23 protein-coding genes and 2 tRNA genes are annotated in these 25691 nt (G+C 72.1%); 15 read left to right on the top strand and 10 right to left on the bottom strand.

Features of this window, described 5'->3' with window-relative positions; all coding sequences use genetic code 11:
* Positions 1-896: 896 nt before the first annotated feature.
* The 6 genes from rsmG to rpmH form a co-directional block, all read right to left on the bottom strand.
* Positions 897-1556, bottom strand: coding sequence for a 16S rRNA (guanine(527)-N(7))-methyltransferase RsmG (gene rsmG, locus ACF0H8_RS02295; protein ID WP_395287380.1), 660 nt, complete (start codon positions 1554-1556; stop codon positions 897-899).
* Positions 1557-1568: 12 nt separating this feature from the next.
* On the bottom strand, positions 1569-2102 hold the full coding sequence (locus tag ACF0H8_RS02290; RefSeq protein ID WP_395287379.1) for a protein jag: 534 nt from the start codon (positions 2100-2102) through the stop codon (positions 1569-1571).
* A 65-nt stretch (positions 2103-2167) separates the two neighbouring features.
* Positions 2168-3352, bottom strand: coding sequence for a membrane protein insertase YidC (gene yidC, locus ACF0H8_RS02285; RefSeq protein WP_395287378.1), 1185 nt, complete (start codon positions 3350-3352; stop codon positions 2168-2170).
* 13 nt (positions 3353-3365) lie between these two features.
* The gene (gene yidD, locus ACF0H8_RS02280) at positions 3366-3800 is read right to left on the bottom strand and encodes a membrane protein insertion efficiency factor YidD (protein WP_395287377.1); all 435 of its coding nucleotides are present in this window, start codon (positions 3798-3800) and stop codon (positions 3366-3368) included.
* Positions 3797-4174 carry a ribonuclease P protein component gene (gene rnpA / locus ACF0H8_RS02275; protein WP_395287376.1) on the bottom strand — a complete coding sequence of 126 codons (378 nt, stop codon included), beginning with the start codon at positions 4172-4174 and terminating at the stop codon, positions 3797-3799. The genes yidD and rnpA overlap by 4 nt, the downstream gene beginning before the upstream one ends.
* A gap of 9 nt (positions 4175-4183) precedes the next feature.
* Entirely contained in the window at positions 4184-4321 is a 138-nt protein-coding gene (gene rpmH / locus ACF0H8_RS02270; protein ID WP_395287375.1) for a 50S ribosomal protein L34, read from the bottom strand.
* Between the two features lie 462 nt (positions 4322-4783).
* On the opposite strand from rpmH, the gene dnaA reads away from it, so the two are divergent.
* From dnaA to ACF0H8_RS02215, 11 genes are all read left to right on the top strand, one after another.
* A complete protein-coding gene (gene dnaA, locus ACF0H8_RS02265) occupies positions 4784-6268 on the top strand; it encodes a chromosomal replication initiator protein DnaA (protein WP_395287374.1) in 1485 nt (494 codons plus the stop codon).
* An 847-nt stretch (positions 6269-7115) separates the two neighbouring features.
* Positions 7116-8246, top strand: coding sequence for a DNA polymerase III subunit beta (gene dnaN / locus ACF0H8_RS02260; RefSeq protein ID WP_395287373.1), 1131 nt, complete (start codon positions 7116-7118; stop codon positions 8244-8246).
* A 127-nt stretch (positions 8247-8373) separates the two neighbouring features.
* Complete coding sequence (gnd, locus tag ACF0H8_RS02255; RefSeq protein WP_395287372.1) at positions 8374-9288, top strand: phosphogluconate dehydrogenase (NAD(+)-dependent, decarboxylating); 915 nt, start codon at positions 8374-8376, stop codon at positions 9286-9288.
* A 140-nt stretch (positions 9289-9428) separates the two neighbouring features.
* On the top strand, positions 9429-10649 hold the full coding sequence (recF, locus tag ACF0H8_RS02250; RefSeq protein WP_395287371.1) for a DNA replication/repair protein RecF: 1221 nt from the start codon (positions 9429-9431) through the stop codon (positions 10647-10649).
* Positions 10639-11280 carry a DUF721 domain-containing protein gene (locus ACF0H8_RS02245; RefSeq protein WP_395287370.1) on the top strand — a complete coding sequence of 214 codons (642 nt, stop codon included), beginning with the start codon at positions 10639-10641 and terminating at the stop codon, positions 11278-11280. Before recF ends, ACF0H8_RS02245 begins: the two co-directional genes overlap by 11 nt.
* A 295-nt stretch (positions 11281-11575) precedes the next feature.
* Positions 11576-13657, top strand: a complete 2082-nt coding sequence (gene gyrB, locus ACF0H8_RS02240) for a DNA topoisomerase (ATP-hydrolyzing) subunit B (protein ID WP_395287369.1) — start codon at positions 11576-11578, stop codon at positions 13655-13657.
* Positions 13658-13783: 126 nt separating this feature from the next.
* Positions 13784-16429 carry a DNA gyrase subunit A gene (gyrA, locus tag ACF0H8_RS02235; protein WP_395290793.1) on the top strand — a complete coding sequence of 882 codons (2646 nt, stop codon included), beginning with the start codon at positions 13784-13786 and terminating at the stop codon, positions 16427-16429.
* The gene (locus ACF0H8_RS02230) at positions 16426-17055 is read left to right on the top strand and encodes a DUF3566 domain-containing protein (protein WP_395287368.1); all 630 of its coding nucleotides are present in this window, start codon (positions 16426-16428) and stop codon (positions 17053-17055) included. Before gyrA ends, ACF0H8_RS02230 begins: the two co-directional genes overlap by 4 nt.
* Before the next feature lie 123 nt (positions 17056-17178).
* Positions 17179-17255 (top strand) — tRNA-Ile (locus tag ACF0H8_RS02225).
* Positions 17256-17292: 37 nt separating this feature from the next.
* A complete protein-coding gene (locus tag ACF0H8_RS02220) occupies positions 17293-17430 on the top strand; it encodes a DLW-39 family protein (protein ID WP_395287367.1) in 138 nt (45 codons plus the stop codon).
* 34 nt (positions 17431-17464) lie between these two features.
* A tRNA-Ala gene (locus tag ACF0H8_RS02215) sits at positions 17465-17537 on the top strand.
* A gap of 126 nt (positions 17538-17663) precedes the next feature.
* On the opposite strand, the gene ACF0H8_RS02210 is transcribed toward ACF0H8_RS02215, so the two are convergent.
* Positions 17664-18572, bottom strand: coding sequence for a hypothetical protein (locus ACF0H8_RS02210; protein WP_395287366.1), 909 nt, complete (start codon positions 18570-18572; stop codon positions 17664-17666).
* A gap of 230 nt (positions 18573-18802) precedes the next feature.
* On the opposite strand from ACF0H8_RS02210, the gene ACF0H8_RS02205 reads away from it, so the two are divergent.
* On the top strand, positions 18803-19324 hold the full coding sequence (locus ACF0H8_RS02205; protein WP_395287365.1) for a peptidylprolyl isomerase: 522 nt from the start codon (positions 18803-18805) through the stop codon (positions 19322-19324).
* A gap of 14 nt (positions 19325-19338) precedes the next feature.
* Complete coding sequence (locus ACF0H8_RS02200; RefSeq protein WP_395287364.1) at positions 19339-20193, top strand: rhomboid family intramembrane serine protease; 855 nt, start codon at positions 19339-19341, stop codon at positions 20191-20193.
* Between the two features lie 890 nt (positions 20194-21083).
* On the opposite strand, the gene ACF0H8_RS02195 is transcribed toward ACF0H8_RS02200, so the two are convergent.
* On the bottom strand, positions 21084-21338 hold the full coding sequence (locus ACF0H8_RS02195) for a cell division protein CrgA (protein ID WP_395287363.1): 255 nt from the start codon (positions 21336-21338) through the stop codon (positions 21084-21086).
* Between the two features lie 150 nt (positions 21339-21488).
* On the opposite strand from ACF0H8_RS02195, the gene ACF0H8_RS02190 reads away from it, so the two are divergent.
* Together ACF0H8_RS02190 and ACF0H8_RS02185 are read left to right on the top strand one after the other, a co-directional pair.
* Positions 21489-22373 (top strand): DUF881 domain-containing protein, encoded by an 885-nt coding sequence (locus ACF0H8_RS02190; RefSeq protein WP_395287362.1) that lies wholly within the window; start codon positions 21489-21491, stop codon positions 22371-22373.
* 73 nt (positions 22374-22446) lie between these two features.
* Entirely contained in the window at positions 22447-23070 is a 624-nt protein-coding gene (locus ACF0H8_RS02185; RefSeq protein WP_395287361.1) for an aminodeoxychorismate/anthranilate synthase component II, read from the top strand.
* A gap of 9 nt (positions 23071-23079) precedes the next feature.
* Here the strand turns inward: ACF0H8_RS02185 and ACF0H8_RS02180 are convergent, their stop codons facing one another.
* Together ACF0H8_RS02180 and pknB are read right to left on the bottom strand one after the other, a co-directional pair.
* On the bottom strand, positions 23080-23679 hold the full coding sequence (locus tag ACF0H8_RS02180) for a hypothetical protein (RefSeq protein ID WP_395287360.1): 600 nt from the start codon (positions 23677-23679) through the stop codon (positions 23080-23082).
* Positions 23680-23783: 104 nt separating this feature from the next.
* Positions 23784-25691 (bottom strand): Stk1 family PASTA domain-containing Ser/Thr kinase, encoded by a 1908-nt coding sequence (pknB, locus tag ACF0H8_RS02175; protein ID WP_395287359.1) that lies wholly within the window; start codon positions 25689-25691, stop codon positions 23784-23786.

Below are 25691 nucleotides of genomic sequence, written 5' to 3'. Positions count from 1 at the left end.
TGATCGCGCGGGAGCCCGACTGCACGCTGGGCCCGACTGCCCCTGAACCACGGGAGCGCCCGGCTCGTCGCCGGGCCCATGTCGAACACGCCGGGCCGGCGACTCATGCTCCCCTCGCGTTTGCGCTCTCGTCTGGGGCCTCGCGCTCCCGCACCGACGCGGCGAGAGCCCCCTGGCAGCACCCCACCGGAATACGCCGCGCTGCGTTGCCCGCGGTGCCTGCTGCGCTTGATACGTCAAAGGGGCGAGCGGCCGCCGCCATGGGCTGCCACATCAGCGTCACCAGACCCAGCAGCACCGCGGTCGGCGCTCCCCGCGTTTCACGTGAAACCTTGTAACGCGGCGGAACTACCAGCGTGCCCGAAGCACACCGCCGGCGATCGAGGCCCGGATACCGGAGTCTTAGCCGTGCCCGCGCGCGTCACGCGGGGCCGGAGCGAGCTCGTGTCCGCCGCTCACCGGCCCAGCGGGCGTCCCGATCCGACGCAGTTCCACCCCTGCACCAGAAGAGCTCCAACCACCGCGCGTGGCCCCCGCATCCCTTCTTTTCGAACACATCCGACCCAGGCCATCCACCGCGCGTACCCCGCGTCCGGTCCATTTGTCGACTATTCCACAGCGTTCAGGGGCTGTACACGCGCGCTGGTCGCCGGCGCGCACTCGCGCATTCGCCACCTGAATCGGCCAGCCGCGCGTCCCCCGGCATGCTCATCTCGCTGTCAGCGCGCGCCGATAGCGCCGCCGGACATGCCATCGACGGGCGTTACCCACACATGTGGACTACGCGGTGGAAAACGTGACGGATCCCGCGCCGAACCGACGATCCACGTCGCACGCCGGAGGCTGGACGGACCGTCAGCAAAGAGGGCCGTAGTGCGAACCGTTCTCAGTAGCGGTCAGCGCTTCTTCCGCACCACGACGACCGTCGTCGGCTCGACCCCCGCGCCTGGGTCCACCTCGTGAACCGCTGTGTCCGCCGCGCCGAGCTTCCGCAGCACGTACCGCGCCGCCTCGACCTCGTCCCGCGCCCGCTGGCCCTTCAGCGCCACCAGCGAGCCACCGCCGCGCACCAGCGGCATCGTCCACCGCGCGAGCTTGTCCATCGCCGCCACGGCGCGGGCGGTGACCACGTCGAAGGACGCGCGCCCGTGCAGCTCCTCCGCTCGCGCGTGGTGGATCACCACGTTGTCGAGCCCCAGCTCCTCGACGACGTCGGCCAGCCAAGCGACCCGGCGCTCCATCGGCTCGATCAGGTGCGTCTCCACGTCCGGCCGGGCGATCGCCAGCACGACGCCGGGAAAACCCGCCCCCGACCCGACGTCGGCGACGGCGGCCGCCTCGCGGACGAACCGCGTGACCGCCACGGAGTTCATGATGTGGCGGCTCCAGAGCCGGGGCAGCTCCCGCGGGCCGATCAGCCCCCGCAGCTCTCCCTCCTCGGCCAGCATGGTCGCGAAGTGCTCCGCGGCCGCGAAGGTCGCGCCGAAGGCAGCGCGCATCTCCGGGCTGGGCTGCTCGACCTCCTCAGCCGGGCCGTCGTCGGGATTCAGCGACACGTGGCGCGCCTGTCAGGCGGGATGGACGACGACGTGCCGGTTCGGCTCGACGCCCTCCGAGTCGCTGACCAGTCCGGCCGCGGCCACGGCGTCGTGCACGACCTTGCGCTCGAAGGGGTTCATGGCCCCCAGCGCGACCCGGGACCCGCTGCTGCGGACCTTGGCGACCGCCTCGTTGGCGATCTCGGTCAGCTCGGCCCGGCGGCTCTTGCGATAGCCGGCAATGTCCAGCATGAGGCGCGACCGCTCGCCCGTCTTCGCCTGGACCGCGAGCCGCGTGAGCTCCTGGAGCGCGTCGAGGACCTCGCCCTCCTCGCCCACGAGCCGTCGCAGCCACTTGTCCTCACCGTCGTCGGTGACGATCTCGACGGCCGCCCGGCCGTGGTCGACGTCGATGTCGATGTCGCCGTCGATGTCGGCGATGTCGAGCAGCTCCTCGAGGTAGTCGGCGGCGATCTCGCCCTCCTCCTCGAGTCGCTTCAGCCCTTCGGTGTTGCTGCTGCGCGGGGCCTGTGCCGCCTCGTCCTCGCTCACAGTTGTCCTCATCTCATAGCTGTCCGCCTGTGCGGCGGAGTGGTCGTCGGCGCGCCGGGTCCGTGCGTCAGCCGGCGCTACTTCTTCTTCTTGGGCTGGCCCTTGCGCTTGGCCGCCTGGGCGCGTCGCTGCGCCGCGCGTTCGTCGTAGCGCTTCTGGGCACGCTCGGCGGCCGTGAGCCCGTCCTTGCCCCGAAGCTCGCCGTCCTCGGAGCCCTGCGCGTCCTCGGAGCCCTCCGCGTCCTCGGTGCTGGCGTCCACCGGTTCGGCCACGGGCTCCGGCACCGCGGTGGCGCCGGCCGGGCGTGCGGGCCCGGTCTTCTTCGCGCGATCCTTGCGCCTGGGCTGCTGCCGCTGCCCCTTCGCCGGGGTCTCCTCGGCCGCCTGCTGCTCTTCCTCGACCGGCGGCAGCCCCTTGCGGGCACGCTTCTTGGCCACCCGCTCGGCACGCAGGCGGGCAGCCTCCGAGCCCGGCGCGGGCTGCTTGCGGATCGTGTAGAACTGCTGCCCCATCGACCACAGGTTCGACACCGACCAGTAGATCAGCACGCCGATCGGGAAGTTGACGCCGGAGAAGGCGAACACCAGCGGAAGGATGTACATCAGCATCTTCTGCTGACGTGCCATCGGGTTGTCCAGCGCGGACGCCGGCATGTTCTTCATCGTCAGCTGACGCTGCGTGAAGAACGTAGTCGCCGACATCACGATGATCAGGATGACGGTGACGACCTTGACCGTGGCGTCGCTCGAGGACAGGAAGGTCTCCGAGATCGGGGCCCCGAACAGCGTGGACCCCTCCGCCTGCGCGGCGAGCTCCTGGGAGAGTGGACCGATGGGGTCCGACACGCCCGCCGCGATCTCGTCGAGCCGGTTCAGCACCGAGAACAGCGCGAAGAAGATCGGCATCTGCAGCAGGATCGGCAGGCACGAGGAGAACGGGTTGGCCCCGTGCTCCCGGTACAGCGCCATCATCTCTTCCTGCATCTTTTGCCGGGACGCAGGATCGGTCTTGTTCTTGTACTTCTTCTGCAGCTTCTGCATCTCGGGCTGCACCAGCTGCATGGCGCGCGAGGCTTTGATCTGCCTGAAGAACAACGGGATGATCAGAATCCGGATGACCACCGTGAGGCCGACGATGGAGAGGACCCACGCCCACCCCGAGCCTCCGGACATGCCGAGGAACACCAGGAGGTCATGGAAGCGCACCATGATCCAGGCGACGGCCACCATGATCGGCGACAAGATCGTGTCGATAAAGCCCATGCCCTGTGTGCTCCTAGCGATCATCCGGCGCGCCGGAGCGCGCCCCCCGAGTGTCTTCCCAGAGGGTACGTGGTTGTGAGGACTCCCCGGGACTCCCCGGCGCCGCGCCGGAGCGCACGGGCTTCCGGCTGGACCAGCTGCCCCGCAGCGGCACGTGGTCCACGCCGCCCAGGCTCCACGGGTTGCACCGCAGCAGGCGCCAGGCGGCGAGCAGCGAGCCCTTGACGAACCCGTGGCGCCGCAGGGCCGTGACCGCGTAGGCGGAGCACGACGGGTAGTACTTGCACGAGGGCGGGAGCCAGGGCGAGACGACGGCCTGGTACGCGCGGACCACCGCCAGCATCACCCAGGTGAGCGGGTTGCGGGGCGCGGGCTCGGGCGGCTCCGTCAGCCCATCGCCAGCGCCGCCTGTGCGGCCACCCCGCTCCGAGCCGGTCTCGGCCGTCACGACCGGCTCCGCGCCGACCGGTTGCGGATCCGCCGGCGGGCGCCGGCCAGTGCGGCGTCGAGGTCCTCGGCGAGCTCCGGAGACGACGCACCGGCGGAATCCGGCAGCGCGCGCACGACCAGCCGCGCTCCCGCGGGCAGGTCGGGCAGCCGCTCGCGCGCCAGGGCGCGCAGCCGCCGCTTGACGCGGTTGCGGCGGACGGCAGTGCCCACGCTCTTGGGCACGACGAAGCCGACCAGGGCGGGATCGCCGTCCGGGTCGGCTTCGTTCAGGCTCAGGTGCACGACCAGCCGGCGGGCACCGCTCCGCGCGCCGCGGCGCACTGCGTCGGAGAACTCGTCCGGTCGACGCATGCGGTGCCGAGCCGGCAGCACCGTCTGCTCTCAGGCAGAGAGCTCGGCACGCCCCTTGCGGCGGCGCGCCGCGAGGATGGCGCGGCCGGCGCGGGTGCGCATCCGCAGACGGAACCCGTGCACCTTGGCCCGGCGCCGGTTGTTCGGCTGGAAAGTCCGCTTGCTCACGGCAGTACTCCAAAACGGTCGGTGAATCTCATGAGGCCCCGCCACGTTCTGGCAGTGCACGATCCGCGCCCCAGGACCTCGACCGCGCTGCGGGCAGGATCTGCCTGCGGGCACGACACAGGGTCCGTCGGGACGGCCATCACAAGGTACGCGGGCGCCGTCGTCGCGGTCAATCCGAACGGACGGTAGCGTTCCCCACACTCCGGCGTGCTGCCGCCGCGCGCCGCCACGGGAGCGGCCTGACAAGATTCGGATACCTCTCACCGATAATCGCCCACGGCGGGCCGCCCGCCCTTATCCTCGTCGGCGACGCTCGGTCCCCCGCCGCCGCGGGAATGCGCGGGCGCTCACCCCGAACCCCCGGGGCGCAGCTCTACCCACAGTCTGTGGATAAACGTGTGGATTCGTAGTCGTCATGCCACACTCGACGTCCGAGCCCAACCAACACCGAGGGGATCACCGTTGCCGGAGAATCAGCCGACCACCGAGAGCTGGGCCCGGGCGGTCACGATCCTCACGGACAGGGGTGACATCGGCGGCGCGCAGCTGGCCTTCGTCCGGATGACCAGGGCGCTAGGCGTCATCGACGGGACGATGCTCCTCGCCGTTCCCAGCGACTTCGCCAAGGACTTCCTGGAGACCCGGGCCCGCGAGTCGATCAACGCGGCGCTGACCGAGGCGGCCGGCTCGCCGGTGCGGTTCGCTGTCACCGTCGACCCCACGCTGGAGGAGACGACGCCGCCACCGGCGCCGTCCACCCCGGAGCCGGCCACGCCCACCGGTCCCGCCCCCGCCTACGACGAGCACGCCGCGGAGGCGCCGTCGCGCCAGTTCGACCCCGAGCACCGGCCGATCAAGCAGCAGCGCTCGAGCGCCGACCGCGGCAGCTCGGTGGAGGACCATGCCGGCGACCCCTCGCGGCTGAACCCGAAGTACACGTTCGAGACCTTCGTCACCGGCTCGTCCAACCGGTTCGCGCACGCGGCCGCCACCGCCGTCGCCGAGGCGCCGGCCAAGGCCTACAACCCGCTGTTCATCTACGGCGGCTCGGGCCTGGGCAAGACCCACCTGCTGCACGCGATCGGCCACTACGCCCGCAACCTCTACCCGGGGATCCGGGTGCGCTACGTGAACTCCGAGGAGTTCACCAACGACTTCATCAACTCCATCCGCGACGACAAGGCGGAGAACTTCCAGCGCCGCTACCGCAACGTCGACGTCCTGCTCATCGACGACATCCAGTTCCTGGGCGGAAAGGAGCAGACGGTCGAGGAGTTCTTCCACACCTTCAACACCCTGCACAACGACAACAAGCAGGTGGTCATCACCTCCGACGTGCCGCCCAAGCAGCTCGACGGCTTCGAGGACCGGCTGCGGTCGCGGTTCGAGTGGGGCCTGCTCACCGACGTGCAGCCCCCCGACCTCGAGACCCGCATCGCGATCCTGCGCAAGAAGGCCATCAACGAGAACCTCCAGGCCAGCGACGACGTGCTGGCCTACATCGCCTCGCGCATCTCGACCAACATCCGCGAGCTCGAGGGCGCGCTCATCCGGGTGACGGCCTTCGCCAACCTCAACCGCCAGCCGGTGGAGCTCTCGCTGGCAGAGATGGTTCTCAAGGACCTGATCACCGACCCCGCCGGCGAGGAGATCACGCCCGCGCTGATCATGAGCCAGACGGCGAACTACTTCTCGGTCTCCATCGAGGCCCTGTGCTCTGCCGACCGCTCCCGCGTCCTTGTCAACGCAAGGCAGATCGCCATGTACCTGTGCCGGGAGCTCACCGACCTCTCGCTGCCCAAGATCGGCCAGCTCTTCGGCGGCCGCGACCACACCACCGTCATGCACGCCAACCGCAAGATTCGCGAGCAGATGGCGGAGAAGCGCTCGACCTTCAACCAGGTCACGGAGCTGACGAACCGCATCAAGCAGAACGCCCGCGGCTGACCTCTCCCCACCGCGCACCGCCCCGGTCGGTCCCGGCACACCGTCGTCGCCGGCTTCCGCGCCTTCGAGCGCCCCGGGCGCACGCCGGCGGCCCTCCTTCGTGGCCCCGACCGGCCGCGCGCGCGACCACGCCTCGCCGGCCGGGCCCGGACGTCCCCTCCAGGCGAGCGCCTGCCCGCCCCGCGCAGCGGGACTTCCGCCCACGCATCCCCGGAGGCTCGCCGCGCGTCCCCGGAGGCACGCCCGCTCGCCGGTCGCCCGGCCCAGCACCCCGGAGCCCCCAGCAGCCCGGCCCGGGCAGAGCCCGAACAGCGAGTCCCACGGCCCTCGACGGCCCCGGCGGCGGCGTCGCGCCCAGGAGCCACGCGACCTTGCCGGCGGCTCGGCTCGGTTCCGAAGGCGCGCCGACCCGCCGACCTAAGCCCGCCCAGCGAAGGAAATAGCGCCGAGTCGGCAACACACAGGTGTGGACCAACCTGTGGATATCGGTGGACAACCCCAAACGTGCTGGTGGACAGATCCTGGGCCGTCGGTGGACGCCGTCTGGGCACGAATGACGCATCCACTGCCGGCCGAGGATGCCCACAGGACCGACCACCGCGTCGCGCACACCCGCCGCAGGCCGCTGACCTGCAACAACGCCGGTTCTCCACAGTCTCCACAAGTGCTATGACGATGACGAACCTTTAACGAGGGGATGGTGTGGACAGCCAACGATGCCCGGACGGCACAGCGCGGCGCCGTCAGAACCACACGCGTGTAAGTTTTGGCTGTCTGGCGCTTGTTTTGCTCGCGTAAGGTGGGCCTGCGCCTCGCCCGCACCGCCATCGAGAGAAGGTCCCCCATCGTGAAGTTCAGGGTTGAGCGTGACGTCCTGGCCGAGGCCGTCACGTGGACGGCTCGGTCCCTGCCCGCGCGGCCCCCGGTCCCCGTCCTCGCCGGGGTGCGGCTCGAGGCCTCCGCCGACGGCACCCTGACCCTCTCGAGCTTTGACTACGAGGTGTCCGCCCGCTCCGAGGTTCCCGCCGAAGTCGACACGGCCGGGGTGGTGCTCGTCTCCGGCCGCCTGCTCGCGGACATCTGCAAGTCGCTGCCCGCCAAGCCCGTCGACGTCGACGTGGACGGCACCAAGGTGGTGCTCACCTGCGGCGCCTCGCGCTTCACGCTCCTGACGATGCCGGTGGACGACTACCCCGCCTTGCCGGGCATGCCCGAGACCAGCGGCAGCATCGACGCCGGCGTCCTCACCGAGGCGGTCTCCCAGGTCACCACCGCCGCCAGCCGGGACGAGACCCTGCCCCTGCTGACCGGCGTGCGCATGGAGATCGAGGGCGAGAAGCTCACGCTGCTCGCCACCGACCGCTACCGGCTCGCCATGCGGGAGCTCACCTGGCACCCCGCGTCGCCGTCGTACTCCGCCTTCGCGCTGGTCCGCGCCCGCACCCTCTCCGACGTCGCCAAGTCCATGACCACCGCCGGGTCGGTGGACATGGCGCTCTCGGTCGACGGGCCGGCGGGGCTCATCGGTTTCGAGGCCGGCGGTCGCCGTACCACCTCGCTGCTGGTCGAGGGCGACTACCCGCCGGTGCGCCGGCTGTTCCCGGAGTCGACGACCACCCACGCCGTCGTCGCCACCGCCGCCCTGGTCGAGGCGGCGCGCCGCGTCAGCCTCGTCGCCGAGCGCAACACCCCGATCCGGCTGTCCTTCAGCGAGGGCCAGGTGGTGCTCGAGGCCGGGCAGGGCGACGACGCCCAGGCGTCGGAGGCTCTCGAGGCGGCCCTGACCGGGGAGCCGATCACGACCGCGTTCAACCCGCACTACCTCCTCGACGGGCTCGGCGCCCTGACCACGCCGTTCGTGCGCATGTCCTTCACCCACCCCAGCAAGCCCGCCGTCATGACCGGGCAGGGCTCGCTCGAGGGCGAGGACGACCTCGGCTTCCGCTACCTCCTCATGCCGATCCGGTTCGCCAGCTGACGTGGCGCTGGCCACACTCGGGCACAAATCGCGCGGTGGCGCGGTTGTGGGTGCTGGCGGCCAGAGCCGCCGCTGACGTCTGAGCGAATCGGCAGGGCAGGGGCCCGGGCCGGGGAAGCGAGCTGGAATGCACATCGGGATGGTCGGACTGGGCCGCATGGGCGGCAACATGGCCGAGAGGCTCCGGGCCGGGGGGATCGAGGTCACCGGGTACGACGCCAACCCGCAGAACTCCGAGGTCGCCACGATCGCCGAGCTCGCCGCCGCGCTGCCGCAGCCGAACCGCACGGTGTGGGTGATGGTCCCCGCCGGCAGGCCGACCGAAGCCGTGCTGGACGAGCTCGCCACCGTCCTCGACGCCGGCGACATCGTCATCGAGGGCGGCAACTCCCACTTCGAGGCCGACCAGGCCAACGCCGCCAAGCTCGCCGAGCGCGGCATCCGGTACGTCGACGTCGGCGTCTCCGGCGGCGTCTGGGGCCGGGAGAACGGCTACGGCCTCATGGCGGGCGGCGCGCCCGAGGACATCGAGGCGCTGATGCCGGTGTTCGACGCGCTGCGCCCCGAGGGCCCGCGCGAGGAGGGGTTCGTCCACGTCGGCCCGGTCGGCGCCGGCCACTACGCCAAGATGGTGCACAACGGCATCGAGTACGGGCTCATGCAGGCCTACGCCGAGGGCTACGAGCTCCTCGAGGCGCGCGACGACCTGGTCCCCGACGTCGCCCCGGTCTTCAAGGCGTGGCAGCGCGGCACCGTCGTGCGGTCCTGGCTGCTCGACCTCATGATCCGGGCCATCGAGGAGGACCCCGGCCTCGACGACATCAGCGACTGGGTGGACGACTCCGGCGAGGGCCGCTGGACCATCGAGGAGGCCATCAACAACGCCGTGCCGCTGCCGGTGATCTCCGCCGCGCTCTTCGCCCGGTTCTCCTCGCGCCAGCCCAGCTCCCCGGCCATGAAGGCCGTCGCCGCGCTGCGCAAGCAGTTCGGCGGCCACGCCACGAAGGCCGCCGCGGGAGCGAAGGCCGCCGCGGGAGCGTAGGCCGACCCGACTCGCCGGCGCGCCCCGCCGCGCCGGGGAGTCGGGCCGCCGACGGCGGACGCGTACCGTTGGAGGGCGGCGGCGGGTGCCGCCCCGCGCGGGCGGCGCGCGGCGAGAGGTGCAGGAGGGAACAGGCGAGGATGTACGTCTCGGACCTCGCCCTCAACGACTTCCGCTCGTACCACGAGCTCGTGCTCGCGCTCGAGCCCGGGGTCACCGCCTTCGTCGGCCAGAACGGCCAGGGCAAGACCAACCTCGTCGAGGCCATCGCCTACCTGTCGACTTTTTCCAGCCACCGGGTGGCCGCGGACGCGGCCCTCGTGCGCCAGGGCACCGGCGGCGCCGTGGTCCGCGCGAAGGTCGTCCACGGCGAGCGGCCCACCCTGGTCGAGCTGGAGATCGTCGCGGGCAAGGCCAACCGGGCGCGGCTGAACCGCGCCCCCACCCGCACCCGCGAGGTGCTCGGCGTCGTGCGCACGGTGCTCTTCGCGCCCGAGGACCTCGAGCTGGTCAAGGGCGACCCCGCCCACCGGCGCCGGTTCCTGGACGACCTCGTGGTGCTGCTGAGCCCGCGGCTGGCGGGCGTGCGGGCCGAGTACGACAAGGTGCTGCGCCAGCGCGGCGCCCTGCTCAAGTCCGCCGGGGCGGCGCGCCGGCGCGGCGGCCGGCCGGACCTGAGCACCCTGGACGTGTGGGACGGCCAGCTCGCGGCCGCGGGCGCGCAGATCGTCGCCGCCCGCACCCGCCTGGTGCGGCGCCTCCGGCCGTTCGTGGCCACTGCCTACGAGCAGGTCAGCGCGGGCCAGGGCGCGGCCCGGATCGGCTACCGCGCCAGCGTCGATGCCGCCGAGGGCGCCGAGGAGATCACCGCCGCGGAGCTCGACGCGACGCCGGCGGCGCAGGAGGCGGCGGAGAGCCGGGAGGCGGCGCTCATGGACGTCCCCGCGGTCAGCCGGCGGCTGCTCGCCGCCATGGGCGAGATGCGCGAGAAGGAGATCGACCGGGGCGTCAGCCTCGTCGGCCCGCACCGGGACGACCTCGTGCTCTCCCTCGGCGCCCTGCCCGCCAAGGGCTACGCCAGCCACGGGGAGTCCTGGTCCTTCGCGCTCGCGCTGCGGCTGGCCTCCTACGAGGTGCTGCGCGAGGACGACACCTCGCCGTGGGGCGTGGACGGCGAGCCGGTGCTCATCCTGGACGACGTCTTCGCCGAGCTCGACGCCCGACGCCGGGAGCGGCTCGCCGACATGGTCGCCGGCGCCCAGCAGGTGCTCATCACGGCCGCGGTGGCGGAGGATGTGCCCCAGGCGCTGACCGGCGCCCGGTTCCACGTCCACGCCGGGGAGGTGACCCGTGGCGACTAGCCCGGACGACCCCGCACGAGCAGCCCGGCCGGCGACCCCCGCCGCCGAGCCCGACGAGCTCGCCGAGGCGGACGCCGTCGCCCTGGCCGCGCTCGAGCGGGCACGGGAGGCGGCCCGCGCCCGCGGGCAGTACCGCACCGGCGCGCGGCGCCGCGGCGGCCGCGCGGCGCCCGGCGCCACCCCCGAGGCCGCGCCGGAGGAGCCCGAGGGCGACCGGCCCGGCTGGCGACCCGGCCCGGGGCTGGGTTACGGCATCAGCGGCCCCGGCCCCTCGCGGCGGGACCCCCAGCCGCTCGCCGGCATCGCCGCGCGCCTCGTCGCCGAACGCGGCTGGGTGCAGCCGGTCAGCGTGGGCGGGGTGGTGGGGCGCTGGCGGGAGGTCGTCGGCGACCAGCTCGCCGACCACTGCGACGTGGAGACCTTCGACGGCGGGGAGCTCGTGGTCCGGGCCAGCTCGACGGCGTGGGCCACGCAGGTACGGCTGCTGCTGCCCCAGCTCGAGCGCCGGCTCGCCGAGGAGGTCGGCGAGGGGGCCGTGACCTCGATCGTCGTCCTCGGCCCCGGCGGACCCAGCTGGAAGCACGGCCTGCGCTCGGTGCGCGGCCGCGGCCCGCGCGACACGTACGGCTGAGCCCGACGGGCCCGGAAGCACCGCTGCTACGGCCGCTTGTCGTCCGGTGAGGGAGCGGTCGCCGTCGCCGCCCGGACGTGAGGCACCCCACGGCTGTGGACATCGCTGTGGATATTGGGGGTTTTCGGCTCAGGCACGGTAGAATCGAACGACCCGCCCGAACGACGCGCGCCCGCGCCCACAGGGATCAAGCGGTGGCCCCGCGCCCCGGCCTCCCGGCCGTCCGGCGTCAGGAGGTTGCCCCGCGAGACGAGGAGAGCCTGCGACCGTGGCTGACCACAGTGCTGACGCTGCCGTGACCGAAACTCCCACCCCCGTGCCACCGGCAGATGGCGCCCCGGCCGAGCAGGCTCCCAACCGTAACGCAGGAACCGTCCCCACCTCGCAGGAGTACGGCGCGAGCAACATCACCGTGCTCGAGGGCCTGGAGGCGGTGCGCAAGCGACCCGGCATGTACATCGGCTCCACCGGTGAGCGGGGCCTGCACCACCTGGTCTACGAGGTCGTCGACAACTCCGTCGACGAGGCCCTCGCGGGCTACTGCGACCACATCCAGGTCACGATCCTCGCCGACGGCGGCGTGCGCGTCGTCGACAACGGCCGCGGCATCCCGGTGGACGTGCACCCCACCGAGGGCAAGCCGGCCGTCGAGGTGGTCCTCACCGTGCTCCACGCCGGCGGCAAGTTCGGCGGCGGCGGGTACGCCGTCTCCGGCGGTCTCCACGGCGTGGGCGTCTCCGTCGTCAACGCGCTGTCATCCCGCCTCCAGGTGGAGGTCAAGCGGCAGGGACACGTGTGGCGCATGGGCTTCGTCGACGGCGTGCCCACCGGTGAGCTCGTCAAGGGCGATCCGACCGAGGAGACCGGCACCACCGTCACCTTCTGGGCCAACGGCGACATCTTCGAGACCACCGAGTACAACTTCGAGACGCTGCGCACCCGCTTCCAGCAGATGGCCTTCCTCAACAAGGGCCTGCGCATCACGCTGACCGACGAGCGCTCCGGCGTCACCGACGCCGGTGACGAGATCACCGGCGACGAGGCCGGCAGCGCCGACGACGCCCGCACCGGCCACCGCGAGGTCTCGTACATGTACGAGGGCGGCCTGCGGGACTACGTCCACTACCTCAACTCCACCAAGAAGGTGGACGTGGTGCACCCGGAGATCATCGCCTTCGAGTCCGAGGACCAGGAGAAGCGGATCTCGGTCGAGGTCGCGATGCAGTGGACCTCGGGCTACTCCGAGGCGGTCCACACCTACGCCAACACGATCAACACCACCGAGGGCGGCACCCACGAGGAGGGCTTCCGCTCGGCGCTGACCTCGCTGATCAACAAGTACGCCCGCGAGAAGGGCGTGCTGAAGGAGAAGGACGAGAACCTCACCGGCGAGGACATCCGCGAGGGCCTCACCGCCGTCATCTCCGTCAAGCTCGGCGAGCCGCAGTTCGAGGGCCAGACCAAGACCAAGCTGGGCAACACCGAGGCCCGCACGTTCGTGCAGACCCAGCTGTACTCCCAGCTCGGGGACTGGCTCGACGCCCACCCCAACGAGGCGAAGGAGATCGTCCGGAAGTCCCAGCAGGCCGCGGTGGCCCGCATGGCGGCCCGCAAGGCCCGCGAGGCGACCCGCCGTAAGGGCCTGCTCGAGTCGATCTCGATGCCGGGCAAGCTCAAGGACTGCTCGAGCCGGGACGCGCGGGTCTCCGAGATCTTCATCGTCGAGGGCGACTCCGCCGGCGGGTCGGCGGTGCAGGGCCGGGATCCCGAGCACCAGGCGATCCTGCCGCTGCGCGGCAAGATCCTCAACGTCGAGAAGGCGCGGCTGGACCGGGCCCTGGGCAACCAGGAGATCCAGGCCCTCATCACCGCCTTCGGCACCGGCATCGGCGAGGACTTCGACGTCGCCAGGCTGCGCTACTACAAGATCATCCTCATGGCCGACGCCGACGTCGACGGCCAGCACATCTCCACCCTGCTGCTCACGCTGCTCTTCCGGTACATGAAGCCGCTGGTCGAGAACGGCCACGTGTACCTCGCGCAGCCGCCGCTGTACCGGCTGAAGTGGACCAACGCGACCCACCAGTACGTCTACAGCGACAAGGAGAAGGAGGCGTTCCTCGCGGAGGGCGCCCGCGCGGGGAAGCGGCTGCCCAAGGAGGGCGGCATCCAGCGGTACAAGGGTCTGGGCGAGATGAACGACCAGGAGCTGTGGGAGACCACGATGAACCCGGACACCCGCACGCTGCGCCAGGTCACCATCGACGACGCCGCCGCCGCGGACGAGACGTTCTCGATCCTCATGGGCGAGGACGTCGAGTCCCGCCGCAGCTTCATCCAGCGCAACGCCCGCGATGTGCGCTTCCTGGACATCTGACCCGCACCGAACCCAGCCGGTGCGCGGGCGAGGCACGCCCGCGCGACATGAGACAGAAGGACTGACGTGACCCAGCCTCCCGAGGACCCCACCACGGGCACCGCCGACGGCGAGGTCGGCGAGGTCGTGACGACCCGCGACCACGTCGAGCAGGTCGACCTGCAGCTGGAGATGCAGCGCTCCTACCTCGACTACGCGATGAGCGTCATCGTCTCGCGCGCCCTGCCCGACGTGCGTGACGGCCTCAAGCCCGTCCACCGGCGCGTCCTGTACGGGATGTACGACGGCGGCTACCGGCCCGACTCGAGCTTCTCCAAGTGCTCGCGCGTGGTCGGCGAGGTCATGGGCCAGTACCACCCCCACGGCGACACGTCGATCTACGACGCCCTGGTGCGCCTGGTCCAGCCGTGGTCCATGCGCTACCCGCTGGTGAGCGGGCAGGGCAACTTCGGCTCCCCGGGCAACCTCGGCGCCGCGGCCCCCCGGTACACCGAGTGCAAGATGGCGCCGCTGGCCCTGGAGATGGTCCGGGACATCGACGCCGAGACGGTCGACTTCCAGGACAACTACGACGGCCGCAACCAGGAGCCCACGGTCCTGCCGTCCCGGATCCCCAACCTGCTGGTCAACGGCTCCGAGGGCATCGCCGTCGGCATGGCCACGCGGATCCCGCCGCACAACCTGCGCGAGGTGGCCGACGGCGTCCAGTGGTTCCTCGAGAACCCCGACGCCACCAAGGAGGAGCTCCTCGGCGAGCTGATGCTTCGCATCAAGGGCCCGGACTTCCCCACCGGCGCCACCATTCTCGGGCGGCGCGGCATCGAGGACATGTACCGCACCGGCCGCGGGTCCATCACCCAGCGCGCCGTCGTGGAGGTCCAGGAGATCCAAGGGCGCCAGTGTCTGGTGGTCTCCGAGCTGCCCTACCAGGTCAACCCCGACCGGCTCTCGGAGCGCATCGTCGAGGGCGTGCGCGACGGGCGCATCACCGGCATCGCGGACATCCGCGACGAGTCCTCGGGCCGTAACGGCCAGAAGCTCGTCATCGTGCTCAAGCGCGACGCCGTCGCCAAGGTGGTGCTCAACAACCTCTACAAGCACACCCAGCTCCAGGACAACTTCCCGGCCAACATGCTCGCCCTCGTCGACGGCGTGCCGCGCACGCTCAGCCTCGACGGGTTCGTGCGCCACTGGGTGAACCACCAGGTCGACGTCATCGTCCGGCGCACCCGCTTCCACCTGCGCAAGGCCGAGGAGCGCATCCACATCCTCAACGGCCTGCTCAAGGCGCTGGACCAGCTCGACGAGGTCATCGCCCTGATCCGCCGCTCCCCGACGGTGGACGCGGCCCGCACCGGACTGATGGCGCTGCTGGAGATCGACGAGGTCCAGGCCGAGGCCATCCTCACCATGCAGCTGCGCCGCCTGGCCGCCCTGGAGCGCCAGAAGATTCTCGACGACCACGCCGAGCTCGAGGCGAAGATCGCCGGCTACAAGGAGATCCTCGCCAGCCCGGCCCGTCAGCGCGAGATCGTCGGCGAGGAGCTGGCGGCCACCGTGGCGAAGTACGGCGACGACCGGCGCACGACGATCCTGCCCTTCGACGGGGAGATGTCCATCGAGGACCTCATCCCCGAGGAGCAGGTGGTCGTCACCATCACCCGCGGCGGGTACGCCAAGCGCACCCGCACCGACAACTACAAGTCCCAGCGCCGTGGCGGCAAGGGCGTGCGCGGCGCGCAGCTGCGCGAGGACGACATCGTCGAGCACTTCGGCGTGACGTCCACCCACAACTGGCTGCTCTTCTTCACCAACCTCGGCCGGGTCTACCGCATCAAGGGCTACGAGCTGCCCGAGGGCGGCCGCGACGCCAAGGGCCAGCACGTGGCCAACCTCCTGGCGTTCCAGCCGGGCGAGACGATCGCTCAGGTCATCTCGCTGCGCTCCTACGACCAGGCCGAGTACCTGGTGCTGGCGACCCAGCGTGGGCTGGTGAAGAAGACCCGCCTGAGCGACTACAACACGAACCGCTCCGGCGGGGTCATCGGCATCAACCTGCGGGAGGACGAGGACGGCAACCCCGACCGCGTGGTGGCCGCCCGCCTGGTCAACTCGGACGACGACCTGCTGCTGGTCTCCCGCAAGGGCCAGTCGCTCCGGTTCACCGCCACCGACGAGGCGCTGCGCCCGATGGGACGGGCCACCTCCGGAGTGACCGGCATGAAGTTCCGCGACGACGACGAGCTGCTCGCCATGGACGTCGTGCGCGACTGGTACAAGGACGCCGCCCTCTTCGTCGTGACCGAGGGCGGGTACGCCAAGCGCACCGCCGTCAGCGAGTACCGGGTCCAGGGCCGAGGTGGCCTGGGCATCAAGGTCGCCAACCTCGTCGAGTCCCGCGGCGACCTCGTCGGAGCCCTGCTGACGGCCCCCGACGACGAGGTGCTGGTGATCATGGAGGGCGGCAAGGTCGTCCGATCCGCCGTCGCCGAGGTCAACCTGACCGGACGCAACACGCAGGGCGTGACCTTCGCCCGGCCTGACAAGGGCGATCGGATCATCCACGTTGCCCGCAACGTCGAGAAGAAGGTGGAGGCGGAGGAGCACCTCGTCTCGGGCGAGACCGCCGAGAGCCCTGCGGAGGACGCCGGCGCCGACGCCACGGAGAGCCCGGAGGGCGCGGGGGCGGACCAGGGCGCCGCCGACGCGGTACCGTCGTCCCCTGACGACGCGTCCGGCGCGGAGCCCGGCCCTGACGGAGGAGCTGCATGACCTCGACCCCACCCGGTGACCGGCCGGACGTAGCCGCCCCGCCTCCGCCCGGTACCGCCGACCTCGGCGGCGGCGAGGACGGCTCGGCGACCAGCACGGTTCGCAGGAGCCTCTCCGACCGCTTCCGGGCGGGCGCGACGCAGACGAACGGCGCCGACGCCGGTCCTCCCACCCAGGCGGACGCCTCGGCGGGGCCGGCCCCCGCCCCCGAGCGGCCGGCCCGGCCCGCGGCCGCGCGGCCGGCGGCCGCGCGGCCGGCGTCGGCGGGCCCGCGGCGGGTGCGACTGGCTCTCTCCCGCATCGACCCGTGGTCGGCGATGAAGCTGTCGTTCCTGCTGTCGGTGGCGCTGGGCATCATGCTCGTGGTGGCCGCGGCGGTGGTGTGGTTCGTGCTCGACTCCATGCACGTCTTCGCGGACATCGAGGACCTGCTCGTGTCCATCGGCTCGGAGAACTTCCTCCGGCTCATGGACTACCTGCAGTTCGACCGGGTGATTTCCTTCGCCACCATCGTGGGCGTCGTGGACATCCTGCTGCTGACCGCGCTGGGCACGATCGGGGCCTTCCTGTACAACATCGTGGCGGCGCTCGTCGGCGGTCTGCACGTGACCCTGACCGACGACTGAGCTGGGCGTGAGACTGCTCACGACGAGCCTTCGTGGTTTTGGTCGGCCGGAGGCTCTGAGATAGTCTTGCTCGGCGCGCACAGCGCAGGACCCGCGGGGCCGCAAGGCCCCCGAGCGGTCCACGGGCCTATAGCTCAGTCGGTTAGAGCGCTTCCCTGATAAGGAAGAGGTCGCTGGTTCGAGTCCAGCTAGGCCCACCAAGCAGTCCATCGCCCCGTTCGGGATCCTGGAGGACCAGTGAAGAAGGCACTCCTGCTCGCCGCCGCGGGCATCGCCGGGTACGTCGCCTGGATCAAGATCCGCCAGGAGCGCGAGGAGCGCGACCTCTGGGCCGAGGTCACCGACAGCTTCGGTGAGGAGCCCGCCCGCGGTTGAGCCGCCGCGCTGCCGCGCCGTCGACGCGGCCTGAGGGGCCATGGCGCAATTGGTAGCGCACCTGCTTTGCAAGCAGGGGGTTGCGGGTTCGAGTCCCGCTGGCTCCACTGCAGAGCCCCCCTCCGTACGCGGAGGGGGGCTCTTGCCATGTCGGGCGTGAGCCGGGGCGAGCTGGAGGACGCGAGGGCCCCCGGCGCACCGGGGGCCCTCGGCCTGCTGCTGGGTGAGACGGCTCAGGCGCCGGGAGCCGTCCCGGCCGGGCCGGGGCCCGGCGTGCCGGTCGCGCCCGGCTCGTTGGTGCCCGAGGGCGTCTCCGTCTTGCCGGCGATGTCGCCTGCGGTCTGCTCGGTCTGCTCCGCGGCCGTCTTGGCGGTGCCCTGCGCCTTGTCGCCGCCCTTCTTGATGGTCTCGGCGGCCTTGTGCGCGACCCCAGAGGCCTTCGAACCCACGGCCGACGCGGCGGCGGCCGCCTTCTCCTTGGCAGCGGCGGTCACCCCGCCCGCCTTCTCCCCCGCGGCGGGCTTGGCCGCGGCCGGCTTCTCCGCGGCCTGGGACGTCACGGTGGTGTCGTCCCAGTACTCCTCGGCCCACGGGTCGTCCACGGGCTGGCTGCGCCGCCACAGCAGGTAGGCGGTGCCGGCGGCGGCCGTGCCCACGAGCACCCAGCCGAACGTCCGGGCGACGCCGTGCGTCTTCTTCGGCGGCTCGGTCAGCGCCTTGCGCGCGGCCGTGCCGGCCTTGCCCGCCTTGGTGGTCAGCGTCTGCCCGCCGGCCGCCGCCTCCGCCGCGTCGTGCATGGCCTTCTGCACGCGCGGGAGGTAGTCGTCGACGATCTTCTCGTACGCGGTGTCGACGGCGGGGCGGACCTTCTCGGCCGCCAGCTCGACCCTGGGCGCCGCGGCCTTGACGGTGCTGTGCCACGCCTGCTCGGCGCGCGGTGCTGCCCACGCCGCCGCCGCGGCGGCCCGGGGCGTCGCCCACTCCTTGCCGTGCTCCGCCATCAGCAGCGCCTGCTTGGCCGCGAGCGAGGCCTGCTTGCTCGCCAGGCTCGCCTGCTCGCCGACGACGGCGCTGATCTCTGCGGCCTGCCTGCGTACCCGCTCGGTGTCGAACCCGCTGATCTTGCGCTTGCGCTGCGACATCTGCTCTCCCTGCTCGTCTCGGCGGACATGTCTGGGGACCGGCGCAGCCCGGCTGGCGGCGCCGCCGCTTGACTACCCATCTTGCACGCTTTCGCCGCGACGCGCCCGTGCTCGGCGGCGCGCGGGCCGCCTGGAGCGCCTGTCCCGGACGGGCGACGCGGCGCCGTCCCACGCCGGCCCGGGCGGGGCTGCTCGTGCCGCGCGTCGGTGGCCCGTGCGAGGATCGGGACATGGAAGCAACTCTGCACACCACCGCCGGGGACATCGTGGTCGAGCTCTACCCGAACCACGCGCCCAAGACAGTCAAGAACTTCACCGAGCTGGCCACGGGCAAGCGCAGCTGGACGGACCCGGCCACGGGCGAGAAGACCGACCGGCCGCTGTACGACGGCGTGATCTTTCACCGCGTGATCCCGAACTTCATGATCCAGGGCGGCGACCCTCTCGGGACCGGCACCGGCGGACCGGGCTACACCTTCGACGACGAGATCCACCCCGAGCTGAACTTCGCCGAGCCCTACGTCCTGGCCATGGCCAACGCGGGCACGCGGATGGGCAAGGGCACCAACGGCTCCCAGTTCTTCATCACCACCGCGCCCACCACGTGGCTGCAGGGCAAGCACACGATCTTCGGCAAGGTGGTGGACTCCGCCTCCCGCGCCGTCGTCGACGCCATCGGCTCCGCCCAGACCGGCCGCAACGACCGGCCGCTGGAGGACGTCGTCATCAACTCGGTCACCGTCACCGAGTAGTCCGTCACCACGGCATGAGCGAGCACACCCCGGGGCAGGCCGGCACCAGCGCGGTGCCGGTCTGCCCGCGGCACCCCGAAGTCGTGTCCTACGTGCGCTGCCAGCGCTGCGGCCGCCCCACGTGCGCCCAGTGCCAGCGGCCCGCCGCCGTGGGCATCCAGTGCGTGGACTGCGTGCGGGAGGCACAGGCTCGCGTGCCGGCCGCACGCACCGTCTTCGGCGGCCGCGTGCGGCGCGGTCGTCCGGTGGCCACGCTGACGATCATCGCCATGTGTGTCGGGGTGTACCTGCTCCAGATGCTCCTCGGTGGTTCCTTCACCGGCTGGCTGGCCTTCGCGCCCTCGCGTGGGGCCGTCGAGCCGTACCGCTTCATCACCTCGGCTTTCCTGCACGGCGGTGTGCTCCACCTGGCGCTGAACATGTACGCCCTGTGGGTGGTCGGTAGCGTCCTCGAGCCGGCACTAGGGCGCTGGCGGTACCTCGCGCTCTATCTGCTCTCGGCCGTCGGAGGCTCGGTTGCCGTCCTCCTCCTCGCCCAGCCCAACGCCTTCTCGTGGTTCACGCCCGTGGCCGGTGCATCCGGCGCGGTGTTCGGCCTGTTCGCCGCGACATTCCTCGTCATGCGCCGGCTCGGCCGCGATGCCACCCAGATCCTGGTGCTCATCGGACTCAACTTCGCGCTGGGCTTCGTCGTCGCGGGCATCGCCTGGCAGGCCCACCTGGGCGGCGCCATCACCGGCGCGATCATCGCCGCCGGCTACGCGTACGCCCCGCGGCGGCTGCGCACCCTGCTCGGCGTGCTGGTGGCCGTGGCCGTCGCCGCACTGCTGGTCGTCCTCACCCTGGCCAAGTACGCCGCCGTACTGTGACGCCCCCGGCCCGCGGCCGGGGTTCGTTCCGCCGTGGGCGCGGGCCCCTGGATCTAACCGTCCGGGAACCGGCCTGCCCGGCGCGGGGAAGGGTGGCCGTCGAGCCGTCAGAGGTCCGCCGTGGCGCCGGAAGCTTCCGGCACCGAACCCGGGTCTTCGGCGCTGAACCAGGGGTCTCTGGGCGCCGAACCTGGAATGTCCGGCGCCGCATGCTGGGCTTTCGTCACGACCGGGGCGCCCAGGACCGAACCCTGGTTTCGGGGCCGAGCGAGGGGTTTCCGGCGCCGAACCGGAGGTCTCCTGTCAGTGCCGCGTGAATACTGACCCCCTGGTGCCGCTTGGGTAGTCATGACCCCGCCCCCAACCTGGCCGTGGCAAACCGGCTCCTACGCCCGCATTTCTCAATATCGGGGAGGGCGCCAGGTCAGCTACCCCCGTCGGTGTCTCCTCCGACAGGTACATCTCGCCGCAAGACTCCCGCGCCCGTCGGCCGAGCGAGCAGCGGGGCGCCTGCACCCGAGCCCTCAAGCCACTCCCCGGCCAGGTAGCGCTCCCGCGGGCGTAATCACACTCGTGTAGTTCCTCCACAGGCCGATCCACACCTGGGGACAACGGCGCTGTGTAGATCCACCGGATATCCACAGCGCAGCCCACAGCTGGGGACCGACCCGCACGACCGCGGGCCCCGCCGTCACGTGGTATCCCCAGAGTTGTACACAGCTGGGGAAACTTACACGTGTGTAACTATCCCCAGGGTTCTCCACAGCTGTGGAGAGTTACGTCCACGTAGTTTCCCCAGGTGGGGACGGGGCGCCGGGGGCGGTCATGGGTACACCAAGGCCCCGGCGTCGCTTCGCGACGGCCGGGGCCCAAGATGCGAGTGGGGGCGCTCAGCGCCACCGCAGGGTCATGAAGAACCCGACCAGCATCACGCCGAAGCCGATGGCGAGGTTCCAGTTCCCCAGGTTCGCCACCGGAAGACTGCCCTGGGTGAGGTAGGTGACGACGACCGACACCAGACCGATGATCATGAGGGTGACCATCGTCGGGGCCCACCAGCCGGGGCTCGGCTTCGGGGCGGCGGGCGTCGCCGCGGCGGTGGCCGAGCCGTCGGTGTCCTTCTTGCGCTTCCTGGACTCCGGCATCTGTTCTCCTCACGGGTACGGCCCCGGGAGGGGCACCACGTTCCGCGCCAGTCGCCCGGCGCCCGGACGCACGCCTCGGCGCGCCCGGCCCTAGCGTATCGTCGAAGCGGGTGCACCCAGCGCGCACCCCCGCCGGCAGGGAGGAGGGCCATGGCCACCGCTCCGCACGACGCTGCCGCGAAGGGCTACGGCACGCGTCCCGATGACGCGCGCACCACCCCGCCGGACGACGCGGCCCGCCGCCCAGCCGGGACGCCCCCTGTGGCAGAGGGCTCCGACTCGGCTCCCACGACGCCCACGCCAGCCACCCCCCGCCGCGCCGTGCCGACCAAGTCCATGGCCACCGCCGTCGTGGCGCTGCTCGCCGGGCTGCTCTTCGCCACCAACGCCCAGGTCTTCGCGGGCACCGAGGACCGGCACCCGGAGAACCTCCAGGGGCTCGCGCGGGCCGAGGCCGGACGGCTGGAGGACCTCGAGGCGGAGAACGCCGAGCTGCGCGAGGAGGTTCGCCGCTACGTGGACACCGAGGGCACCGGGGCCGAGCTCGCCCCCCAGGCGGACCTGGCCGAGCAGGCCGCCGGCCACTCGCCGATGACCGGCCCGGCGGTGCAGGTCCGGCTGTGGGACGCCCCCCAGCAGGCCGACGGGCTGGCTGCCACGCTGCCCCCCGACGCCCTCGTGGTCCACCAGCAGGACATCGAGGCCGTGATGAACGCCCTGTGGGCCGGTGGCGCCGAGGCCATGACGGTCCAGGGACACCGCGTCGTCTCCACGACGGGCGTGCGGTGCGTGGGCAACGTGCTGCACATCGCCGGGCGCACCTACTCCCCGCCCTACGACATCCAGGCCATCGGTGACCCCGGCGCGCTGCGCGACGCGCTGGAGGCCAGCCCCGGCGTCCAGACATACCTGGACTACGTCGACGCCGTCGGGCTGGGCTGGTCCCTCAGCACGCTGCAGCGCGTCGAGATGCCCGCCTACGCGGGATCCCTGACCCTCGACCACGCAGAGGTCATCGAGGACGGCCGGGCCTGATGCGCGCAGACACCCAGACCCGCCCGGCCGCGTGCGGCCGGGGACCCGCACCCATCCGCCGGGAGGTACAGCCGTGACGGCCCGCAGGATCCTCGTCATCGACAACTACGACAGCTTCGTCTACACGATCGTCGGCTACCTCCAGCAGCTCGGCGCGGAGACGCACGTCGTGCGCAACGACGCCGTGCCCGCCCTGGACGGCTACGACGGCGTGCTCGTCTCCCCTGGCCCCGGCACCCCGAAGGAGGCCGGCGCCTCGCTCGAGGTCATCGAGGCCTGCGCGGTGCGGGAGCTGCCCATGCTGGGGGTGTGCCTCGGCCACCAGGCCCTCGGCGAGGCGTTCGGCGGCGTCGTCACCCACGCGCCCGAGCTCATGCACGGCAAGACCTCCGAGGTGTCCCACCGCGGCGGCGGCGTCTTCGGCGGGCTGCCGAGCCCGTTCACCGCCACCCGGTACCACTCCCTGGCCGTGGTGCGCGACACGGTCCCCGAGGAGCTGGAGATCACCGCCGAGACGGCGGGGGGCATCGTCATGGGCCTGCAGCACCGCACGCTGCCGCTGCATGGCGTCCAGTTTCACCCCGAGTCCGTCCTGACCCAGGGTGGGCACCGGCTGCTCGCCAACTGGCTCGCCGTCACCGGCGACGACGCGGCCGTGGCCCGCTCGACGGGGATGGCCCCGCTCGTCCACCGCTGACGGCCGCCGTCAGGCCAGCGCCGCCAGGCGGGGACGGAGCACGTCGGCGAGCGAGTCCAGGTCGGCGCCCAGCTCCTCCGAGACCAGCAACCGGTCGACGGCAAGGTCCCAGTACCGCTTGCCGCGGGTCGGGATCACCTCCACCCGGTAGCGGAAGGGCTCGGCCGGGCGCCCCAGCCGCGCCTCGATCTCCTTCACCAGCGGGCGCATGCCCAGGCCGTGCAGCGCGGTCAGGGCCGTGCCGGTGCCCCGGGCCTCGGCCTCGGCGGCGCGGGCGTCGCGCCAGTGCAGGGCGGCCGGGTACAGGGCCACCTGCGCCGTCCGCAGCTCCGGCGTGCGGACGCTCGCGTGGAAGCCGGGGCCGTCGACCGGCGCGGCGCCCTCGCCGTCGGGACGGTGGTCGAGCAGGTGCTCCCACCACCGCTGCCACTGGCGCGCCGCCGTGGCGCGCTGCCCGGGCGTCCACGCCGCCCGCCACGCGGGCACGTGGCCGTCCAGGGGCGGGACGTCCGGGGCACCGGGCAGGCGGGCGGCGTCCCGCACGTACAGCGCGAAGAACAGGTCAACGGGCTCTGCGAAGCTCACTCGCCACCGCTCCGGCTCCCCCATGGCGCCACTATGCCGCGCCGACGCGGCACCGGCGCACCTATGGACCGGCGTGGCCCGGCAGACGGAAGGGGCCCCGCACGAGCGGGGCCCCTTCTGCCGGGAGGTCAGTCTCCCTCGTCCTGGTTCTCGTCCTGGTTCTCGTCCTGGTTCGGCCCCTGGCCGCCGCCGCGGCCGCGGCCGTCGCCCTGCTCGCCCGGCGTCTCGGTCGGCGACGGGCTCTCGGTCGGCGTCTCCGTCGGCTCCGGCGTCTGCACGTCGGGCGCCTCGGTGGCCACGACCAGCGTGATGGTGGTCCCCCGCTCGACGACGCCCTCCGGATGGGACTGCTCGAGCACCGTGCCGACCGGGAAGTCGCCCGACGGCTCCGTCTCGATCCGCACACCGAGGTCGAGGGAGCGCAGCACCTCCGAGGCCTCGGCCTCGGTGCTGCCCACGAGGTTCGGCAGGTCGGCGTTCGGGCTGGCGACGGCGAGGTTGACCCGGGTCCCGGGCGCCACGCCGGCGCCCGCCGCGGGGTCGCTGCTCACGACGTCGCCGATGTCGGTGCCGGCGTCGGTGTTGACCGGGGTCACCTCGCCCACGTCCAGGCCCACGGCGTCGAGCGTGGCGGCCGCGTCGGCCTGGGACAGGCCGGCGAGCTCGGGCACCGCGACGGAGCTGGGGCCCGAGGAGAAGGCGATGTCGACGGTGCTTCCCACCCCGACCTCGGTGCCCACCGGCGGGTCGGACCGCACGAACAGGCCCTCCTCGACGTCGTCGGAGGGGACGGGGTCGAGGATGTTGGGCACGAGCTCGGCCTCCGCCAGGGCGTCGCGCGCCGCGGCCTGGTCCATGCCGGCCATGTCGGGAACGAGCACCGTCTCGGCGGGCGGCGGCTCCTGCTCGCCGGGGTTGAGCAGCATCCAGCCGATGCCTGCCGCTGCCGCGATGCCCAGCAGGGCCAGCAGCCAGATCCACCAGCGGGACCTGCGCGGCGGCTCCTCGTCCTGTGCGAGCGCCGTCCCGTTGCCCGTGCCGGTGGACGTGGTGGCCGGCGAGGCCGCCCGCAGGGTCCGGGTGGCGGCGTCCGCGCGCAGCGGCGTGGTGACCGCCGTCGCCGCCGCGGCACCGGCCCCGGCGGCGGCCCAGGCGCCCACGGCGGGCGCCTGGACGTTCCCCCCGCGGGCGGCGGCGAGCAGGTCGGCGCGCATCTGGGCGGCGTCGGAGTAGCGGTCCTCGCGGTCCTTGGCCAGCGCCTTCAGCACCACGCGGTCCAGCGCCTCGGGGATGTCCGGGGTGACCGTCGACGGCGGCTTGGGCATCTCCCGCACGTGCTGGTACGCGACGGCGACGGCCGAGTCGCCGGAGAACGGCGGCTGGCCGGTCAGCAGCTCGTACAGCAGGCAGCCGGTGGAGTACAGGTCCGAGCGGGCGTCGACGACCTCGCCGCGCGCCTGCTCCGGGGAGAGGTACTGCGCGGTGCCGACGACGGCGTGCGTCTGCGTCATCGTGGCGGCGGAGTCGGTCATCGCGCGGGCGATGCCGAAGTCCATGACCTTCACCGCGCCGGTGGGCGTCAGCATGATGTTCCCGGGCTTGATGTCCCGGTGCACGATGCCCTCGTGGTGGGAATACTCCAGCGCGTTGAGGACGCCGACGACGATGTCCACGGCCTCGTCGATCGGCACCGGGTCGCCGCCGGCGAGCAGCGCCCGGACCGTGTGGCCCTCGACGTACTCCATGACGATGAACGGGACGGTGATCTCCTGGCCGCTGGCGGAGACGACGTGCTCCTCGCCGGTGTCGTACACGGCCACGATGGCGGGGTGGTTGAGCGCCGCCGAGGACTGCGCCTCGCGGCGGAACCGGGCCTGGAACGTGGCGTCCCGCGCCAGGTCCGAGCGGAGCACCTTGATCGCGACGGTGCGGGAGAGCCGGCTGTCGTACCCGATGTGGACCTCGGCCATGCCGCCGCGTCCGATCAGCTCGCCCACCTCGTAGCGGCCGGCAAGAACGCGCGGGATCTCGTCCAC

Source organism: Georgenia sp. AZ-5 (assembly GCF_043952095.1).
Lineage (GTDB): Bacteria > Actinomycetota > Actinomycetes > Actinomycetales > Actinomycetaceae > Georgenia.
Note: the sequence above shows the minus strand (reverse complement) of the source record. Positions and strands in the feature narration are given on the sequence as shown.

Excerpts from the sequence above, each read along its gene's own strand:
- ACF0H8_RS02230 (WP_395287368.1), top strand. The coding sequence starts at position 16,426 with ATGACCTCGACCCCACCCGGTGACCGGCCGGACGTAGCCGCCCCGCCT.
- ACF0H8_RS02195 (WP_395287363.1), bottom strand. The coding sequence starts at position 21,338 with ATGCCGGAGTCCAGGAAGCGCAAGAAGGACACCGACGGCTCGGCCACC.
- ACF0H8_RS02210 (WP_395287366.1), bottom strand. The coding sequence starts at position 18,572 with ATGTCGCAGCGCAAGCGCAAGATCAGCGGGTTCGACACCGAGCGGGTA.
- ACF0H8_RS02190 (WP_395287362.1), top strand. The coding sequence starts at position 21,489 with ATGGCCACCGCTCCGCACGACGCTGCCGCGAAGGGCTACGGCACGCGT.
- ACF0H8_RS02290 (WP_395287379.1), bottom strand. The coding sequence starts at position 2,102 with ATGAGGACAACTGTGAGCGAGGACGAGGCGGCACAGGCCCCGCGCAGC.
- yidC (WP_395287378.1), bottom strand. The coding sequence starts at position 3,352 with ATGGGCTTTATCGACACGATCTTGTCGCCGATCATGGTGGCCGTCGCC.
- ACF0H8_RS02205 (WP_395287365.1), top strand. The coding sequence starts at position 18,803 with ATGGAAGCAACTCTGCACACCACCGCCGGGGACATCGTGGTCGAGCTC.
- recF (WP_395287371.1), top strand. The coding sequence starts at position 9,429 with ATGTACGTCTCGGACCTCGCCCTCAACGACTTCCGCTCGTACCACGAG.
- ACF0H8_RS02200 (WP_395287364.1), top strand. The coding sequence starts at position 19,339 with ATGAGCGAGCACACCCCGGGGCAGGCCGGCACCAGCGCGGTGCCGGTC.
- ACF0H8_RS02180 (WP_395287360.1), bottom strand. The coding sequence starts at position 23,679 with ATGGGGGAGCCGGAGCGGTGGCGAGTGAGCTTCGCAGAGCCCGTTGAC.
- gnd (WP_395287372.1), top strand. The coding sequence starts at position 8,374 with ATGCACATCGGGATGGTCGGACTGGGCCGCATGGGCGGCAACATGGCC.